The 17542-nt window shown below is 70.4% G+C and carries 13 protein-coding genes; 8 read left to right on the top strand and 5 right to left on the bottom strand.

Going from position 1 to position 17542, the window contains the following annotated elements:
- Window position 1: 1 nt before the first annotated feature.
- Window positions 2–859, bottom strand: coding sequence for an STAS domain-containing protein (locus NYZ98_RS30865; RefSeq protein ID WP_262847106.1), 858 nt, complete (start codon window positions 857–859; stop codon window positions 2–4).
- Between the two features lie 620 nt (window positions 860–1479).
- On the opposite strand from NYZ98_RS30865, the gene NYZ98_RS30870 reads away from it, so the two are divergent.
- Window positions 1480–2103: an amidohydrolase family protein gene (locus NYZ98_RS30870; RefSeq protein WP_262847107.1), complete on the top strand. Its 624-nt coding sequence runs from the start codon at window positions 1480–1482 to the stop codon at window positions 2101–2103.
- 60 nt (window positions 2104–2163) lie between these two features.
- Window positions 2164–3018 (top strand): DegV family protein, encoded by an 855-nt coding sequence (locus tag NYZ98_RS30875; protein WP_262847108.1) that lies wholly within the window; start codon window positions 2164–2166, stop codon window positions 3016–3018.
- Window positions 3019–3027: 9 nt separating this feature from the next.
- Here the strand turns inward: NYZ98_RS30875 and NYZ98_RS30880 are convergent, their stop codons facing one another.
- Both NYZ98_RS30880 and NYZ98_RS30885 read right to left on the bottom strand, forming a co-directional pair.
- Window positions 3028–3837, bottom strand: a complete 810-nt coding sequence (locus NYZ98_RS30880) for a DUF1295 domain-containing protein (protein WP_262847109.1) — start codon at window positions 3835–3837, stop codon at window positions 3028–3030.
- 64 nt (window positions 3838–3901) lie between these two features.
- Window positions 3902–5110 (bottom strand): acetyl-CoA C-acyltransferase, encoded by a 1209-nt coding sequence (locus NYZ98_RS30885; protein ID WP_262847110.1) that lies wholly within the window; start codon window positions 5108–5110, stop codon window positions 3902–3904.
- Between the two features lie 171 nt (window positions 5111–5281).
- Here NYZ98_RS30885 and NYZ98_RS30890 point away from each other — a divergent pair, with 171 nt between their 5' ends.
- From NYZ98_RS30890 to NYZ98_RS30910, 5 genes are all read left to right on the top strand, one after another.
- Window positions 5282–6508, top strand: a complete 1227-nt coding sequence (locus NYZ98_RS30890; RefSeq protein WP_262847111.1) for an acetyl-CoA acetyltransferase — start codon at window positions 5282–5284, stop codon at window positions 6506–6508.
- A gap of 12 nt (window positions 6509–6520) precedes the next feature.
- Window positions 6521–8248 carry a carotenoid oxygenase family protein gene (locus NYZ98_RS30895; protein ID WP_262847112.1) on the top strand — a complete coding sequence of 576 codons (1728 nt, stop codon included), beginning with the start codon at window positions 6521–6523 and terminating at the stop codon, window positions 8246–8248.
- Entirely contained in the window at window positions 8245–9240 is a 996-nt protein-coding gene (locus NYZ98_RS30900) for a winged helix-turn-helix transcriptional regulator (RefSeq protein ID WP_262847113.1), read from the top strand. Before NYZ98_RS30895 ends, NYZ98_RS30900 begins: the two co-directional genes overlap by 4 nt.
- A gap of 263 nt (window positions 9241–9503) precedes the next feature.
- Entirely contained in the window at window positions 9504–10184 is a 681-nt protein-coding gene (locus NYZ98_RS30905; protein WP_262847114.1) for a hypothetical protein, read from the top strand.
- 943 nt (window positions 10185–11127) lie between these two features.
- A complete protein-coding gene (locus tag NYZ98_RS30910) occupies window positions 11128–11283 on the top strand; it encodes a hypothetical protein (protein ID WP_262847115.1) in 156 nt (51 codons plus the stop codon).
- A 400-nt stretch (window positions 11284–11683) separates the two neighbouring features.
- Here the strand turns inward: NYZ98_RS30910 and NYZ98_RS30915 are convergent, their stop codons facing one another.
- Window positions 11684–13648 (bottom strand): ComEC/Rec2 family competence protein, encoded by a 1965-nt coding sequence (locus NYZ98_RS30915; protein WP_262847116.1) that lies wholly within the window; start codon window positions 13646–13648, stop codon window positions 11684–11686.
- Between the two features lie 878 nt (window positions 13649–14526).
- Complete coding sequence (locus tag NYZ98_RS30920; RefSeq protein ID WP_262847117.1) at window positions 14527–15639, bottom strand: ComEA family DNA-binding protein; 1113 nt, start codon at window positions 15637–15639, stop codon at window positions 14527–14529.
- Window positions 15640–16091: 452 nt separating this feature from the next.
- Here NYZ98_RS30920 and holA point away from each other — a divergent pair, with 452 nt between their 5' ends.
- On the top strand, window positions 16092–17060 hold the full coding sequence (holA, locus tag NYZ98_RS30925; RefSeq protein WP_262847118.1) for a DNA polymerase III subunit delta: 969 nt from the start codon (window positions 16092–16094) through the stop codon (window positions 17058–17060).
- Window positions 17061–17542 lie beyond the last annotated feature (482 nt).

The following is a 17542-nucleotide window of genomic DNA, read 5'->3' on the forward strand; positions in this document are numbered from 1 at the left end:
CTCAGGCCTCCTCGGCCCGGACGGCCGCGCGGCCCGGCCGCATGCCCGCGACCTGCACCCCGCTCTGCCTGAGCGCGTAGGACAGGGCGTCGGCGAGCGTGGCCTTGGTGACGATGTCGCCGAACTCGATGCCCAGGGTGACGATCGTGTGGGCGATCTGCGGGCGGATGCCGGAGATGACGCAGTTCGCGCCCATCAGCCGGGCGGCCATCACCGTCTTGAGCAGGTGCTGGGCGACCTGGGTGTCGACGGCCGGGACGCCGGTGATGTCGATCACCGCGTACTCCGAGCCGGTGTCGACCAGGGTCTGGAGCAGCTTCTCCATGACGACCTGGGTGCGGGCGGAGTCCAGCGTGCCGACCAGGGGGACCGCGACGATGCCCTCCCACAGCTTCACCACCGGGGTGGACAGCTCGAGGAGCTGCTCGGTCTGGTCGGTGATGATCTTCTCGCGGGCGGCGGTGAAGGACTCGAAGGTGTAGAGCCCGAGGCCGTCGATGGTGCGCGACAGCCAGATGAAGCCGCGCAGGGCCTCCTCGCCGCCATCGGTCTCGACGAACTCGTAGACCGCTTCCTTGAGCCCGAAGACCGCCATGGCCGTCTCGGAGGGCGTGAAGCCCTGCCGGGCGCGCGAGCGGGACAGGTCGGACAGCAGGCCGCGCAGCTCCGAGGCGCCGTCGGGGTCCTCCATGGAGCGGAGGAAGGCGTGGTAGATCTCCTGGAGCTCCTTGCGGGTGTCGTTCTCGACGGCGCGCCCGCGCAGGGGCTCGTTGGAGATCTGCACCCAGCGTCCGAGGATGCCGTCCTCGTTGTCACGCAATAGCGCCTCGACGTGACGCCTGCTGATATTCTCCTGCACGGCCAAGACGACTCCCGGTACAACCCAGTGTTTGACAAGCAAAGATGGCGCTCTTCAGAGAGGCTACACTGAGTCTTCTGAAGATCATCCCGCGTCGCGAGGGGTGGGGGCTGGGCTCGCGGATCAGGATGAACGGTACGAAACGGTGTAAAAGTACGACGCTGGCGGGGAAACCTCGCAAAGGCGCAGGAAAACGGCTGTGGCCCGCGAGGCTTGATTATTGCTACGATATGCAAACCCTGACAAGACATTCTGGCGCTGGTTTCGCATGATGACGCGTGTGACTGCTGTTACAGCAGGGGCTAGCTCGGCACCAGGCGACCTGGGGGCAGACGATCTGCCGGGGTGCGGAGGGGCCGTCGCGAGGGCAGGGAGACGAACCGGCGTTCTTCTCAATAACCCTGTACAGCGAGCCGACCTGTGAAATAACGTAACTGAACTGAAATCGCCTGGCCAAGATCTGGGCGATACCGTCATCGCACACCTGTGCGGATGAGATCAGGAGACCCCCCAATGACGTCCGGAAACGGAGCGGACCCGGCGGGCGTGGCGCCCGGCCAGAGCTGGGCTGCGGTGGCGTTCCCGGATGCGCTCATGGCCTTCGGCCGGGCGGTGATGCCATGACGGTTCGACTTCTCACCAACATCGGCCGGCTCTGGACCGGCAACGACGTCTACTGCGACGACGGCCACTTCACCACCGACGAAGCCCGCTGGGTGCTCGCCTCCGGCCGCAACGTCGGTCTGCTGCCGCGCATCCACGCCGGCTCCGACAAGCGGCGCGGCGCCGTTCAGCTCGCGGCCGAGCTCGGCTGCGCGTCGGCCGACCTGCTGCACAACACCTCCGACGAGGACATCGCCCTGCTCGCCCGCTACGGGGTGCCCGCCGTGGTCTGCCCCGGCACGGCACTGCAGCAGGGCAACCTCCCGCCCGTCCGGCGGATGCTCGCCCAGGGCGTCACCGTCGCCCTCGGCAGCGACCACAACCCCGGCTACTGCGGCATCACCTCGATGTCGCTGGTGATCAGCCTGGCGGTGGCCGCGTTCGGCATCAGCGTCGGCGACGCGCTCCGGGCCGCCACCCTGGGCGGCGCGACCGTGCTCGGCGCCCCCGACCGCGGCGTGCTCGCGCCCGGCAGGCTCGCCGACATCGTCCAGTGGGACGCCGACCACGAAGGCGCCTTCGCCTGGGGCTTCGGCCTCAAGCCCCGCCGCGTGTGGCGGGGCGGCACTCCCGTCCAGTAACCTCCGCGACCCCGGGCGCGCACCGAGGGCGGGGGCCCGCCGGGCGGGTAGCCTTCGGTCATGTCGCAAGCGGTCGCCGTCGTCACCGATTCCACCGCCTACCTCGATCCCGCCGAGACCGGGCGACTCGGCGTCATGGTCATCCCCCTGCAGGTCGTCGTCGGCGGGCGCACCCTCGACGACGTGGCGCAGATCGACGCCGAAGGGGTCGCCGCGGCGCTCCGCGATTGGTCGCCCGTCTCGACCTCCCGGCCGGCCCCGCAGCGCTTCGCCGACGCCTACGAGCTCGCCGCCGCCCGGGGGGCGACCGGCGTCGTGTCCGTCCACCTGTCGGGGGCGATGTCCGGCACGGTGGACTCCGCGCGCGTCGCCGCCGAGGACGCCCTCATCCCGGTCGACGTCGTCGACAGCGGGTCGCTGGCCATGGGGCTGGGCTTCCCGGTGCTCGCGGCGGCGCGGGCCGCCCGCGAGGGAGGCACCCTGACCGACGTCGCGGCGCTCGCGCGCGACCTCGCGGCACGCACCCGCAGCTTCTTCTACGTCGACACGCTCGAACACCTGCGCCGTGGCGGGCGCATCGGCGCCGCGGCCACCCTCCTCGGATCCGCCCTGTCGATCAAGCCGCTGCTGCACATCGACGACGGGGCCATCTCGCCCCTGGAGAAGGTGCGCACCGCCGGCCGGGCGCTCGCCAGGCTGGAGGAGCTGGCCGTGCGGGCGGCGGGAGATGGTCCCGCCGACGTGGCCGTCCACCACCTGGCCGCCCCCGGCCGGGCGCGCACACTGGCCGACCACCTCGCGAAGCGGATCCCCGCGCTGGTGAGCCTGCGGGTGGTCGAGGTCGGCGCGGTCGTCGGCGTCCACGTGGGCCCCGGGATGCTCGGCATCACCGTCGCCCCCGGCGCTCCTGAGTGAGTCCAAGGCTCAGCCCGCGGCCCGGGTGCGGCGCGGGGGGCGCGGGAAGAAGCCGCTGGTCCGTTCGAGGTAGTCGGCGTACTCCGGTCCGCGTGAGCGGGCCATGCGCCGTTCGAGCAGCGCCTTGCCGCTCTTGCTGACCAGCATGTACGTCATGAGCAGCGGCGACACGAACGTCAGCGCCGCCGCCCAGTGCGCGCTCGCGACCAGGAACAGCCCCCACCACACGGCCGCGTCGCCGAAATAGTTGGGGTGCCGGGTCCACGCCCACAGGCCCCGGTCCATCACCGCTCCGGCGTTGGCCGGGTCGGCCTTGAAACGGGACAACTGGTGGTCGCCGACCGCCTCGAAGCAGAACCCCACCGCCCACACGGCGACGCCGGCCCAGGTCAGGACGCTCAGCGGCGCGGTCTCGTACATCGCGATCTGGATCGGCAGGGAGACCACCCACATGATCGCGCCCTGCGGCCGGTAGATCGTGCGGATGACGTACGGCACGACGGGGCCGGTGTTCCTGCGCAGCAGGGCGGCGTACCGGGGGTCCTCGCCCTTGCCGTGGTTCCTGGCGTGGATGTACACGCCGAGGCGCACGCCCCAGATCGCGGTGAGCGCGAGCACGAGCAGCCGGCGGGCCTCGTCGCCCCCGCCGAAGATCTCGGAGGTCACGAAGCTCACGCCCGCGACGAGGACGAAGCCCAGCCCCCAGATCGTGTCGACGACGCTGTGGTTCCCGGCGCGCAGCGCGTACGCCATGGTGGCGAGCATGGCGGCCAGGACGGCGACCGCCGTGACCAGCAGGTTGATCAGCACGCCGGTCATCGGGGCGGCTCCTCGGCATCGGCGTGGCCGGTCGTCCGGATGCTCGCGTTCTGGGGCCGGGCGTTCACGCGTCCACCCTTTCGATCAGGACGGCGACGCCCAGCCCGGCCGCGCCGCTGACGGCGGCGACGCCGTACCGGCCGCCGCGCCGTTCCAGCTCGGCGGCGCACCCGCCCACCAGGATGGCGCCGGTCGCGCCGAACGCGTGGCCCATGGCGATCGTCCCGCCGCCCGGGTTGAGCCGGTCGGGGCCGGCCGACAGGTCGCGGCGGAAGCGCAGGCACAGCGCGGAGAACGCCTCGGCGAACTCGAAGACGTCGATGTCGGCGGGACGCAGCCCGGCCTTGGCGATGACCTTCTCGACGGCGTCCTGCCCGGCGGTGAGCATGATCACCGGGTCGACGGCGGCGGTGGCGGCGGCGAGCACGCGTGCCCGGGGCCGCAGGCCGAAGCGCCCGGCCTGCTCCTCGGTGCCGAGCAGGAGCAGCGCGGCGCCGTCGGCGAGTGCGGGGGAGGTGCCCACCGTGTGCAGGTGGGCGATCTTTCCTGCTTCCGGGTGGGCGGCGAGCGCGATCTCGTCCTGCCCGGAGGCGCCCAGCTCCTCGAACGCGGGCGCGAGGCCGGCCAGGCTCTCGGCGGTCGTGCCGGGACGGATCAGCTCGTCGCGCTCGAAGGACGTCCCGTCGGCGCGCGGCACCGGGACCACCGAGCCGGCGTTGTCGCCCCGGTCCCACGCTGCGGCGGCCTTGGCGTGCGTCTCCACCGCGTACGCGTCCAGCTCCTCGCGGCGCAGGCCGTCCATCGTGGCGTTCAGGTCGGCCGCGACGCCCATGTGGATGGACCCGATCCTGCGGACGGTCTCGGGGTCGCTCCACAGCGGACCCCGGTCGCTGAACATCGGCACGCGCGAGACGCTCTCGACGCCGCCCGCCACCGCGAGCTCCAGGTCGCCGGCGCGGATGCGGGCCGCCGTCTGAGCGACCGCGTCGACGCCGGAGGCGCAGAACCGGTTGAGGGTGCCGCCGGGGACGCCGTGGCCCCAGCCGGCCAGCAGGGTGGCGGTGCGGGCCAGGTTGGCGCCCTGCTCGTCCACCTGGGACGCCGAGCCGACCAGGACGTCGCCGACCGCCGAGGGGTCGAGGCCGGTGCGGCCGACCAGCGCGCGCTGAAGCAGGACGATCAGGTCGACCGGGCTGAGGTGATGCAGCGATCCTCGGGCGGAGCCCTTGGCGCGGGGGGTGCGGACGTAGTCCAGCAGGTAGACGTCGGGCACGGTGACGCCGTCCTCTCTGTCGCCTTGCTGACTCTCTTAACTGTAGTTTGATCTCCGGCGGCCGGGCAAGGCCGGGTCCCGTCCCACGTGCCGTTTCGGTCCCTGCCTCGTTGACGCGTCACTCTTCTTGTTGTAGTAAGAGGTCCAGCAACAGTCTGGAGGTGGACCGGCATGCCGGAAGCCGTGTGGATCGTGGGCGGATACCAGACCGACTTCGCCCGGAACTGGTCGAAAGCCGGCCAAGGGTTCGATGAGCTGACCGAGGACGTCGTCCACGGCACCCTGGCCGAGGCCCGCCTGTCCCCGGCCGACGTCGGCGTCGTCCACGTCGGCAACGCGTTCGGCCAGCTGTTCACCGGGCAGGGCCAGCTCGGCGGCATGCCCGCCACCGTCGAGCCGGAGCTGTGGGAGGTGCCCTCCGCGCGCCACGAGGCCGCCTGCGCCTCCGGAGGCGTCGCCGCGCTGGCCGCGATGGCCGACATCGAGTCCGGCCGCTACGACAGCGCCCTGGTGCTCGGCCTCGAACTCGAACGCACCGTCCCCGGCGACCTCGCGGCACGTCACCTCGGCGCCGCCGCCTGGGTCGGCCACGAGGGACAGGACGCCAAGTTCATGTGGCCGTACATGTTCAGCGCCCTCGCCGACGAGTACGACCGCAGGTACGGCCTCGACGACGCCCACCTGCGCGCCGTCGCCGAACTCAACTTCCGCAACGCCCGCGCCAACCCCAACGCCCAGACCAGGGCCTGGACCTTCACCGACGCGAGCTTCACCGACGACGACGCGGCCAACCCCGTCATCGAAGGACGCGTGCGGCGCACCGACTGCAGCCAGGTCACCGACGGCGCCGCCGGCGTCGTGCTCGTCGGCGAGCGGTTCCTGGCCCGCCACCCCGAAGTGGCCGCCGGCGGGCGGATCGCCCGCGTGCTCGGCTGGGGACACCGCACCGTCGGCCTCCCCCTCGCGGCCAAACTGGAACGCAGCGCCGCGCTGCCGTACGTCCTGCCGCACGTGCGCCGCGCCATCACCGACGCCTTCACCCGCGCGGGCATCGGCGGCGTGGACGACCTGGACGGCATCGAGACCCACGACTGCTTCACCATGTCGCAGTACGCCGCGATCGACCATTTCGGCATCACCGGGCCGGGCGAGAGCTGGAAGGCGATCAAGAACGGCGACCTGGAGATCGGCGGGCGCATCCCGGTCAACCCGAGCGGCGGGCTCATCGGCGGCGGCCACCCCGTGGGCGCGACCGGCGTGCGCATGCTCGTCGACGCGGCGCGCCAGGTCACCGGCCGCGCCGGTGCGTACCAGCTCGAAGGGGCGCGCCGGATCGGCACGCTGAACATCGGAGGCAGCACCACCACGACGGTCACCTTCGTCGTCGGTGCCGAGTAGAGGGAGACCCCCGTGGACGTCGACGTGGTCGGCCGGATCCTGTCGACACTGCCGGATGACGACGATCACCCGTACCGGACCGGGCCGTGGCGGCCGCAGACCACCGAGTGGCGCGCGGACGACCTGGAGGTGACCGGCGAGATCCCCGCCGACCTCGACGGGATCTACCTGCGCAACACCGAGAACCCCGTGCACCCGGCCCTGGAGCGCTACCACCCGTTCGACGGCGACGGCATGGTCCACGTGATCGGCTTCCGCGACGGCAAGGCGTTCTACCGCAACCGGTTCATTCGCACCGACGGGTTCCTCGCCGAGGCCGAGGCGGGTAAACCCCTGTGGGCCGGAATCGCCGAACGGCCGTCGCGTTCCGTGCGCGAGGACGGGTGGGGGGCGCGGGGCCGGATGAAGGACTCCTCGAGCACCGACATCGTGGTACACGCCGGGGTCGCCCTGACCAGCTTCTACCAGTGCGGCGACCTGTACCGGCTCGACCCGCTCACCCTGGACACACTCGGCAAGTCCGAATGGGGCGGCGCGTTCCCCTACGACTTCGGGGTGTCGGCCCACACCAAGGTGGACCCGCACACCGGCGAACTGCTGTTCTTCAACTACGGCACGGCCGAGCCGTACATGCACTTCGGCGTCGTCGGCGCCGACGACCGGCTCAGCAGGTACGTCGAGGTGCCGCTCCCCGGGCCGCGCCTGCCGCACGACATGGCCTTCACGGAGAACTACGCCATCCTCAACGACTGCCCGATGTTCTGGGAGCCCGAACTGCTGGCCAAAGGCCTGTACGCCACGCGGTTCCACCCCGAGCTGCCGCTGCGGCTCGGCGTGGTCTCCCGCCGGGGCGGGAACGAGGTGCGGTGGTTCGAGGCCGCGCCGACGTACGTCCTGCACTGGGTCAACGCCTACGAGGACGGCGACGAGATCGTCCTGGACGGCTTCTTCCAGGGCGACCCCGAGCCCAAGGACACCGGCGACGGCAGCTATCTGCAGCGGATGTTCCGCTTCCTCGCCCTGGACCGCATGCAGACCCGGCTGCACCGCTGGCGGCTGAACCTGGTCACCGGGCGTTGCCGCGAGGAGTCGCTCACCGACTCCATCACCGAGTTCGGCGTGCTCAACAACGCCCACGGCGGCCGCCGCTACCGGTACGCGTACGCCGCCACCGGCGTCGAGGGCTGGTTCCTGTTCGACGGGCTGGTCAGGCACGACCTGGTCACCGGCGGCGAGGAACGGTTCCGCCTGCCCGCGGGGGTGTACGGGAGCGAGCCGGCGATGGCGCCCAGGGCCGGGTCGGCCGCCGAGGACGACGGGTACCTCATCACCCTGACCACCGACATGAACGAAGACCGCTCCGAATGCCTGATCTTCGACGCGTCCCGCGTGACCGACGGCCCGGTGGCCCGCATCCGGCTCCCCGAACGCGTCTCCAGCGGCACCCACGCCACATGGGCGCCCGGCGACTCCATCCCCGGCTGGCACAAGGCCGACTCACCCGCCACATGGGCGGCCGACGCCCCCATCCCTGGCCGCCGCAAGGCGAATTCGCCCGCCACATCGGCGGCCGGAGATTCCGTCCCCGGCCGGCGTGACGCCGACTCGCCCGCCACATCGGCGGTCGGTGACTCCGTCCCCGGCCGGCGCGAGGCCGATTCGCCCGCCACATGGGCGACCGGTGACTCCATCCCCGCCTGGCGCGAGGCCGATTCGCCCGACACGGTCCTGCGGTCGTGACCGGCCGCGCCGGGGGAGCGGGCGTCGTCCCGGAGCCGGGCGCGCTCGTCCACCCGCCCGACCGGCCCACACTGCTGCCCGAGGGCCACACCAACGCCGTCGGCCTCACCCTCGGCCTGGTCGGCGACGAGTGGAACCTGCTCATCCTGCGGTACGCCCTGCTCGGGGTGCGGCGGTACGGGGAGTGGCGGGCCGCGCTGCCCATCTCGCACGCCGTCCTGACCCGCAGACTCGCCCACCTCACCGAGATGGCGATCTTCGAACGGGTCGGGTACGAGGGCACGGCCAACCGGTTCGAGTACCGTCTCAGCAGGCGGGGCCGTGACCTGTGGCCGATCCTGCTGTCGATCTGGGGCTGGGAGTCGGCCTGGGTACCCAGCCACGGCGAGTCGCTGCCCCGCATGCTGCACCGCCGGTGCGGCCGGGAGTTCCTGCCGGTCCTCACCTGCGCCGCCTGCCGGCGGCCGGTGCGGCCCCGCGACGTCGTCGGCGGCTTCGGGCCGAGCGGCACCTGGGAGCGTTCGGTGCCGATGGCCACCACCCGGCGCCGCTCCGGCCCCACGGGCGAGGCGGGCGCGGGCATGTTCCCCGAGACGATGGCGCTGATCGGCAACCGCTGGTCCGCCGCCATCCTCGGCGGGGCCTTCCAGGGCCTGCACCGCTTCCGCGACTTCGAGCAGCGCCTCGGGGCGCCGCCCACCATCGTCGCCGAGCGGCTGCGGGTCTTCTGCGAGCTCGGCGTGTTCGAGCAGACGCCGAGCGCCGAGCGATCCGACTGGCTGAGCTACCACCTCACCGACAAGGGCCGCGCGTTCTTCCCAGTGGTGATCAGCGCGATCGACTGGGGCCAGCGATGGTTCACCGCCCCCGAGGGCCCGGCCCTCCTGTACACCCACCGCCCCTGCGGCCACCCCTTCCACACCCAACTGACCTGCGCCACCTGCACGACACCCCTACGCGGCAACGAAATCACAGCACGGCACCCATCCTGACCAACCCCGGCTCCCTCCTTCCACGCGAACCACGCCAAAGGCTTACCCCTTAGGACCTCTCAGGGATCTCTTCGCTCAAGATCCTGCTTCGGGTGTCGGACATTTCCGAAATATATGAAATATGAGATGCGTAATGATAGGCATGATTTAAACAACAATCGTGCCTTGATTTTGCCTGCCCTTTGTGTTCGTAGTAAATTCCTGGCCATGCCATCGCAAGCGCATGAAGCATTGATTCTGCTTTTCAAGAATTGTCCGGGGCGGTGGTGGTGGAGGTGCAACGAGGCCGAGATCCCGGCAAGCGATGGAGCTGGCCGGTCTACCTGGCGTCGGTGCGGGCGCGGATGCGCTGTCCCGCGATCCTCCTCGTGATCTGCACCGACGCCCCCGTCGCGAGATGGTGCGAGGGGCCCATCGAGATGGGTCATCCAGGGTTGCGGCTCGTTCCGATCGTGATCGGGCCGCAGACGGTCCCCGTCGTCGTCGATCCGCTGGAGGCGGCGCGGGTGCCGGAACTGGCGGTGCTGTCGGCAGTGGCCCACGGCGCCGGGGTGGACGCCCAGCCGATTCTCGAGGCGTTGATATCCGCTCTGACGGACATCGACGAAGACAGATCCCGGCTGTACGCTGATTTCGTGCTGATGATGCTTCCCGAGGTGGCTCGAAAGCATATGGAGGGACTAATGGCAACTGGCACATATGAGTACCAAAGCGACTTCGCCAAGAAGTACGTCGCCGAGGGCAAGCTCGAAGGAAAGGCGCAGGGCAAGGTCGAAGGGAAGGCGGAGGCGATCTTCATAGTTCTCTACAGCAGGGGTGTCTCGATGTCGCCTGAGTCGCGAAGCCGCATCGAGGCGTGCACGGACGCGGCGCAACTAGACGAGTGGATCCAGCGCTCCGCGACCGCCAAAACGGTCGACGACCTCTTCTCGCGCACAGGATGAGTCCCCCTCGACTCTGACCTCTCCTAGAACGATCCCACCGCCCAAAGGCCTGGCCCAAGAACGATCCGGCACCGTGCGCCACAGCCGAAAGTGCCGGGTGGTCACAGCCGACCAGAACCGACTCCCTCGGGCATCCAAGTGATCGCCCGAGGCGTCAGTTGTTCGACGCTGCGAGGTCTCGGGTGGTCACGGCTCGGATCTTCGATGATTCCGGCCGAGGTCAGATGGCAGGACAGGGGTGTGGGTCTGGCGGTGGCGCGTCTTCAGACGTTCGCCGGAGGCATTCGCGGAAGCACTTCGACGAAGAACACGGGCCAGGACACACATCGTAAAGAACGCGGCCCCGAGGGTGGGGCACCGTGAAGGACGCGGGCCGAGGACGCGCATCGTGGATGACACGGGTCCGAGGGTGGGCGGCGTGAATCTGAAGAGAAACAGGAGTTGGGGGAGGCGGTAGGTGCCGGTGGCGCACCCGGTGAGTGGTGTCGTGGGAACCAGGGGTTGCCCAGCCGGGACGCGTCACGTTCAACCCCAGCATCTGAAACGGTCTGCGGCGGCTTGATCTTCTTGAGATCTGCAGCTAGCCAGATCTTCCAGGGTTCCAATGGTGAGGAGTGCGTCACTCCTTTCTCATGAGTGCTCATTCATCTCACTCGACCACCCTGGTGGTCCCTTCATGAGGGTTGGCAACCCTCAAGTCCAGCACGAGAGAAGACGTGTCCCCGTATTTTTCGATGAGTCACCCGTACCTGCGGCTCAGAGGGTTGGCAGCCGCAGAGTGCTCCACCAAACTTTAATGATCCAATGTTGTACGTCTGAGCCCGTCCGTCACAGGATTCGCCTGCTGTACCACCGGTAACGCTGCAAGTCATCAGCAATCCAAATGCAGGTATCCTCGGGCACGCTGGATGCAACGAAGGAAGAAAGAGGAGGTGAAGCAACCATGAAGACCAACCCTCGCCAGCACAGCTGCCCCCGCTGTGGAACGATGCTCGACGACGGCCCCATCCTTTACCGATGTGCCGCATGCCGTCGCTCGGTCTACGCCGCCGACCTCGACACCGACTTCCACACGACGCACATCACGCACGCCAACTGACGCGGCCGGCACCCGCTCCACCCCCCGGCCGCTCGGCTCGCTCCGGCCACCTGGCTCGTATACACCAGCCACCCCCAGCCGGCCCCGAGCACCCAGGTCAGCCCGCTCCGAGCACCAGGGTCAGCCCGCTCCGAGCACCTAGGTCAGGCCGCTCCGAGCACCTAGGTCAAGCCGCTTCGGTCATCTAGGTCAGGCCGCTTCGGTCACCTGGGTCAGGTCGGCCCCAATACCCGTGGCCGTGTGATTCGCCCTTGTTGGACCCCCTCCTTCGGCCTCTGGCCGTCACCAGTAGCCCGACGAGCCCCCGCACGCCCTCGGGCACTTGATCCTCGAATGGTCACTCCCACGACGCTGTGCCTATGCCAGCGGTCCCCGACCTTCGACGCGCTCGCGAGGCTGGTCAGTGTTGGGGGGATCGGGGGAGGACAGCTAGGTGGCCCTGGGTGGTGATCACGGCTAGGTCGCCGCTCTGGTCGGTGCGGTAGACGCGCATGCCGAGTGTGCGGAGGCGGTTGAGTGTCAGGGGTGCTGGGTGGCCGTAGTCGTTGCCCGCTCCCACGCTGATCAGCGCGGCCCGGGCGCCGGTGGCCGCCAGGAAGGCCGGGTCCTGCCGGGCCGAACCGTGGTGGGGGACCTTCAGGATGTCGGCCGGGGGCAGTCCTTGGCGCAGCAGTTCGGCTTGGGCCTCGTTCTCGACGTCTCCGGACAACAGGGCTGATCCGTTCGCCCACCGCGCGTGGATCACGATGCTGGCGTTGTTCGCCATCGCCCCCTCGCCGGGACCCGCGGAGATCGCCTCAGGCACCGGCCCGAGGATCCTCAGGGTGACGGGACCGAGGGTCCAGGTCATCCCCGGGGACGCCACCCACGCGGGCACGTGGCGTCGCCCGAGATCGGCGGCCACGCGGGCACTCTCCTGCCGGGGTTCGTGACCCGGGCTCACCACCACGGCACCTACCGGCCGCCCCCGGAACACCCCGTCGAGCCCTCCGACGTGGTCGAAATGCGGATGGGTGAGGATCAGCAGCGGTATCCGCCTCACCCCGAGCGTCCGCAGGCAGTGATCGACGAGCGTGGGGTCGGGGCCGGTGTCGACCACGACCGCCCGCGCCGGGCCGGCGGCCAGGACCAGCGCGTCCCCTTGGCCGACGTCGCATGAGACCAGCAACCAGTTTCTGGGTGGCCACGCCGCCACGACCGGGCGTAGGAACAGCGTGGCGAGGACGAGACCTGCGGCGACAGCGCACACGATCAGGCGCCACGCCGCCCGGCGGAGCACCACCCACCCCGTGATGGCGATCACCGCGAGCAGGAGCAGGCCCACCGCTCCTCCTGGCCAGGGCAGGGTCGCGGCCGGCAGGCCGGCCGCCTGCCGCGCCACCCAGATGATCCAGCCGACGGCGTATCCGGCGGGCCGGACGAGCCACTGGGCGGCCTCGACGCTGCCTGCCGCCACCACGCAGGCGGCGAACCCCAGAACCGTCGCCGGGGCGACCGCGGGGCCGGCCAGCAGGTTGGCGGGGATCGCGACCGGCTCCAGTTGCCCGGCCATCAGGACCAGCAGGGGCGTCACCGCCGCCTGGGCCGCGCAGGCCACCGCTATGGCCTCGGCCACCCAGCGGGGCATCCGCACAGCCATGCGGTCACGCCATCGAGGCGCCAGTACCAGGATGCCTCCGGTCGCGAAGACCGAAAGCGCGAAACCGTATTCCCTTGCCAATGCCGGGTCGAAAAGGAGCAGGACCAGTATGGTCGCCGACAGGGCCGTGACGCCGTCCCTGGAGCGGCCGGTGCCGAGCGCCACGGCGGCCACTGATCCCATCACGAGTGCTCGAAGGACGCTAGGTGAGGGACGGGCGACCACGGCGAAACCCAGCATCGCCGCGATCGCGAGGACGGCCCGTACGGCGAGCGGCAGTCCTGTCACCCGCCCCAGGGCGATCACCGTGCCGGCGATGACCGCCAAGTTGGCGCCGGAGACGGCCGTCAGGTGGCTGAGTCCGGCTGTCTTGAGGTCGTGTGCCACCTGCTCGTCCATGAGTGACACGTCGCCGACGACGAGCCCGGGGAGCAGTCCTCGCTCGTCCGGTGGGAGCACGGCGGCGGCCCTTCGCAGCCCGGCGCGCAGGGCCGCCGCGATCCTCTGCGGGTGCGACGGGCCGCCCAGCACCTCGGGGGGTCCTCTGACCAGAAGGATCCCGGCCGTCAGCTCACCGGGATCCGGCGGGCCCAGCCTGCCACGGACCCGGATCCGCTGACTGGGCAGAAGACGGGCCCACTCCGCCCCCTCGGCGAACACCACCACTGGCGCGGAGACCGATATGCGGTCTCCTGCCGGGTTGGCGGTCGGCAGCGGTGCCCTCATCCCCCCAGAGATCGAAAGAGGGTTTTCCGACATCCCAGTGGGTCTGAGTGAAGCTTTCTCGATGGTGGCTGTGGGCTGGATTTGTGCAGCGGCCTTGGGATCGGGTGGGGGTTCCCGGGTGGTGGCTACGGGCTGGGTCTGTGGGGTGGTTGTGGGCTGGTGCGGGGTTTTCCGGGTGGTGGTCGGGGGCTGGGTTTGCGGAATGGCTGTGGGCTGGGGATCTCGGGTGGAGGGCTGGGCCCGCCAAGCGACCGGGGGTTGGGTTCGGGGGGTATCGAGGAGGAGGTCTACCTGGCCGTCCAGGACTACGCGGTCGTGACGGATCAGGCCCCGGTGGCCGGGGCGGATTCGCGGGTCGCCGGTCACGGTCATCTCCACCGTGACCGTGGCCCGGCGCTGTGCCAGGGCGGCCACCGGTCCCTCGCTGACCGCCTGGACCCGGAACGCCACCGCACCCGCCACCGCCGCCACGCACCCCAGCACCGCGAGGCACACCCCCGCGACCGTCCCGGTTCGCCCCCGATGGGAGTCGGGGGCTTCAGCGACCTGAGTTCTCCGGTTGGTGCGGGAGGGGGAGGCGGGGCGGTTCCAGAGGCGGTGGGGGAAAGGGATCAAGTGGTGGCGGAGGGAGATGACGGCCATGGTCAGGACGGCGACCAGGGCGGTGATCAGTCCCGTTCGGGCTGGGCAGCCCAGCAACACCAGGGCCGTGATCCAGGTACCGATCGCCGGTAGCACCAGCCCGAGCGAGTGCCGCTGCGCACCCGGCTCTTCTGGGGAGGTGGTCCGGGGCGGGGATGGGGGGTGGCTGTCCTTGGGGCCGAGGGGGGTGAGGTGGGGCGGGGAAGTGGGGTGGTTGTTTTGGGGGTTGGGGGAGGTCATATGCGGACTTTGTCGCGGAGTTCGGCGAACTTCTTGTCGCCGATGCCTGACACGTCACGGAGTTGGTCGACGCTGCGGAAGCCGGCGTGGGCCTGGCGGAATTCCGCGATGCGGCCGGCCAGTACCTCTCCGACTCCGGGGAGGGTCTCAAGCTGGTCTGGGGTCGCGGTGTTGAGATCGAGTGGGGCGTTTGCTCCGGGTGCGGCGTCGGGTGCCGGGAGTGCCGCCGGCGTGGACCCTTGAGGGGTTCCGACGACGATCTGTTCTCCGTCGAGGAGTCTCCGGGCGAGGTTTAGTCCTCCGGCACCCGCACCCGCGCGTACTCCTCCGGCGGCGGTCACCGCGTCGGCGACCCGGGACCCGAAGGGCAACGTGATCACGCCGGGTTTTCTGACCTTGCCCGTCACGTGGACGATCACTTGCGCGGTCGGCGATGGGGCGGCTACGGGTGGCGATGGTGGTGCGCCGTCGGCGGCGGCTGGGGACGGTGTCAGCGGGCCTCCCACGGGCATTGGTGGCCCCAGCGGTTCCACCTGGGGTTGTGAACGCCAGGCGTACAGGCCGCCGACCAGGGCGGCGAGCAGGCCGAGAGCGAGTAGCACCCGCAGCCCGGGACGCCCTGGGTCGAGACGCGGGGCGTGCTCGGCCACGATGTCGCCCAGCCGGGCACCCAGGGACGGCGAGGGGAGCGGTTCGGACCGGACGCGTTCGAATGAGTCGTCAGACCCGATCAGAGCGTCCCTGTAGCGGTCGCGGACGTCGGCCGTACCGACCTTCCAAGGGTCGACGGTGTCGTTCGCAGCGTTCCTGCGGTGGTTGAGGGGGTCGCTTGTGTTGTTTCGGCCGTGTTTGGTGGTGTTGGTGGCATGGCTTGGCCAGGGATGGTCGTCCGTAGGGTCCTTCCTGGGGGTGGGGGTGCCGCTCACACCGTCCCTGTTACGGCTGGTCGTGCTGGGTGTGCCGATTAGCCAGGGATCGGGGGTGTTGTCTGTAGCGTCCTCGCGGCTGGGGGTGTCGCGCTTCTTGTTTCTGTCGCGTTCAGTGGTTGCGGGGGTATCCCTCTTCCAGGGGTCGGTGGCGGCGTTGTGACGATTGGTGGGGTCGTTCACGCCGGACCTCTTGCGGGGGGTGGGGGCACTTGCACCGCCTGTCTCTTGACTTTGCCCTGCTTGCGTCTCTGCTGGTTGAGGCGCCCTCGCGTTGGTGTCGTCGGGTGGGCCGGGCATCGCGAGGTCACGGACCGGGCGGCGGGGAGGCCGGGGGCCGTGCAGGGGGCTCAGGGCACGGAGGCGGGATTCGCCGATCTCGCTCTCGGGGGGCCGGTCCGCTGTTCGCACGAGGAGGACGTTAAGCGTTCCGCGTACCGCCTTCGGGGGCCGAGCGAGGTTCTGTGGATTAGCGGATGCGCTGTCCACAACCGCAGCCAGAAGGGCCGCCAGAGGGGTGGTGGGTTGGCCGCCGGGAGGCTGGTGGGTTGGGGGTGTGGTCGTTGCATGGGGGATGGGGGGCGGGGAGGTGGTTGGGTTGTTGTTCGGGGGGTGGGGCGTGGCATGCTGCTCGCATGGCGACGGATCCAGCACCTGTGACCCTCGTGGCCGGAGACGAGGAGTTGCTCGCCGATCGCGCGGTGAGCTCGGTCATCGCGGCGGCGCGCGCGAGCGACCCTACCGCTCAGGTCCACGACCTGTTCGGTGGCAAGGTGGAGTCCGGTGAGCTGACCCGGCTGACGTCCCCGTCCCTGTTCGGCGACCGCGCGATCGTGGTGTTCCGTTCGGCTCAGGACCTCACGAAGGACGTCATCGCCGAGGTCGTGGCGTACACGAAGAGGCCGTCCGAGGACGCGGTGGTCATCCTCGTGCACCCAGGCGGGGTGAAGGGCAAGGCGCTGGTCGATGGGGTGAAGAAGGCCGGCGCCGCGGTCATCACGGTCACCAAGCTGACCAAGGCCGGGGAGCGCCTCGACTTCATCAGGACCGAGATGAGGCACGCCGGCCGTTCGATCAGCGCCGGCGCCGCTCAGGCGCTGCTGGACGCCGTCGGAAGCGATCTCAGGGAACTGGCCGCCGCCTGCGGGCAGCTCGCCTTCGACACGCCAGGGAAGGCCGTCGACGAGGCGGCCGTCGCCCGATACCACCGGGGCCGGGCCGAGGTCAGCGGATTCACCGTCGCGGACAAGGCGGTCGAGGGGCGGCTCGGGGAGGCTCTGGAGCAGCTCCGGTGGGCGCTGTCGACCGGCGTCGCCCCTGTGCTGATCGTGAGTGCGCTGGCGGGAGGGGTGCGGTCGCTGGCGAAGGTGGGCAGCGCTCCGCGCAACCTGCGTGGCGGGCAGCTCGCCGGGCACGTCGGCATGCCCCCGTGGAAGGTCGATCGGGTCAAGCGCCAGCTCAACGGATGGGGACCCGAGGGCATCGCCCGGGCCATCCAGGCCGTCGCGGTCGCCGACGAGCAGGTCAAGGGCGGTGGCACCGACCCCGCGTACGCCCTGGAGCGCACGGTCCAGGTCATCGTGTTCAGCCGCACCGGCCGCTGACCCGACCCGCTGGCCCCTACCCAGAGACGAACCCGTCCGGGTACGCGTACTGCCAACCCCTGATCCAGGACCACGGTCCAGGGGCGTGCCCTGGCTCAGTGGGGTGCCGTCGTGATCGGGCGCTGGTCGACGTCGGCGGCTGGCCCGAGTCGCGAGTCGGCCCGCTGGCCCATTCCCGGAGACGAACCCGTCCGGGTGCTCGTAATGCCAAAGCCCTGGTCCAGGGTCGAGGTCGAAGGGTGTGCCCTGGCTCAGTGGGGTGCCGTGGTGATCGGGCGCTGGGCGACGAGGGGCGGGTGCGATCGTGAGGGTCAGGTCGGAGGGAATCCGGGAGGGAGGCGGCAGGGTGGGCCGCGCGGGGAGAGCCCGCGGGGCGGGGAGAGCCCGCGGGGCGGGGAGAGCCCGCGGGGCGGGGAGAGCCCGCGGGCGGGGAGAGGCTGCGGGCGGTCAGGGAGGGGTGGGTCAGGGTGGGGGGGTCAGGG

It is taken from the genome of Sphaerisporangium corydalis (assembly GCF_025506355.1).
GTDB classification, from domain to species: Bacteria; Actinomycetota; Actinomycetes; order Streptosporangiales; family Streptosporangiaceae; genus Sphaerisporangium; species Sphaerisporangium corydalis.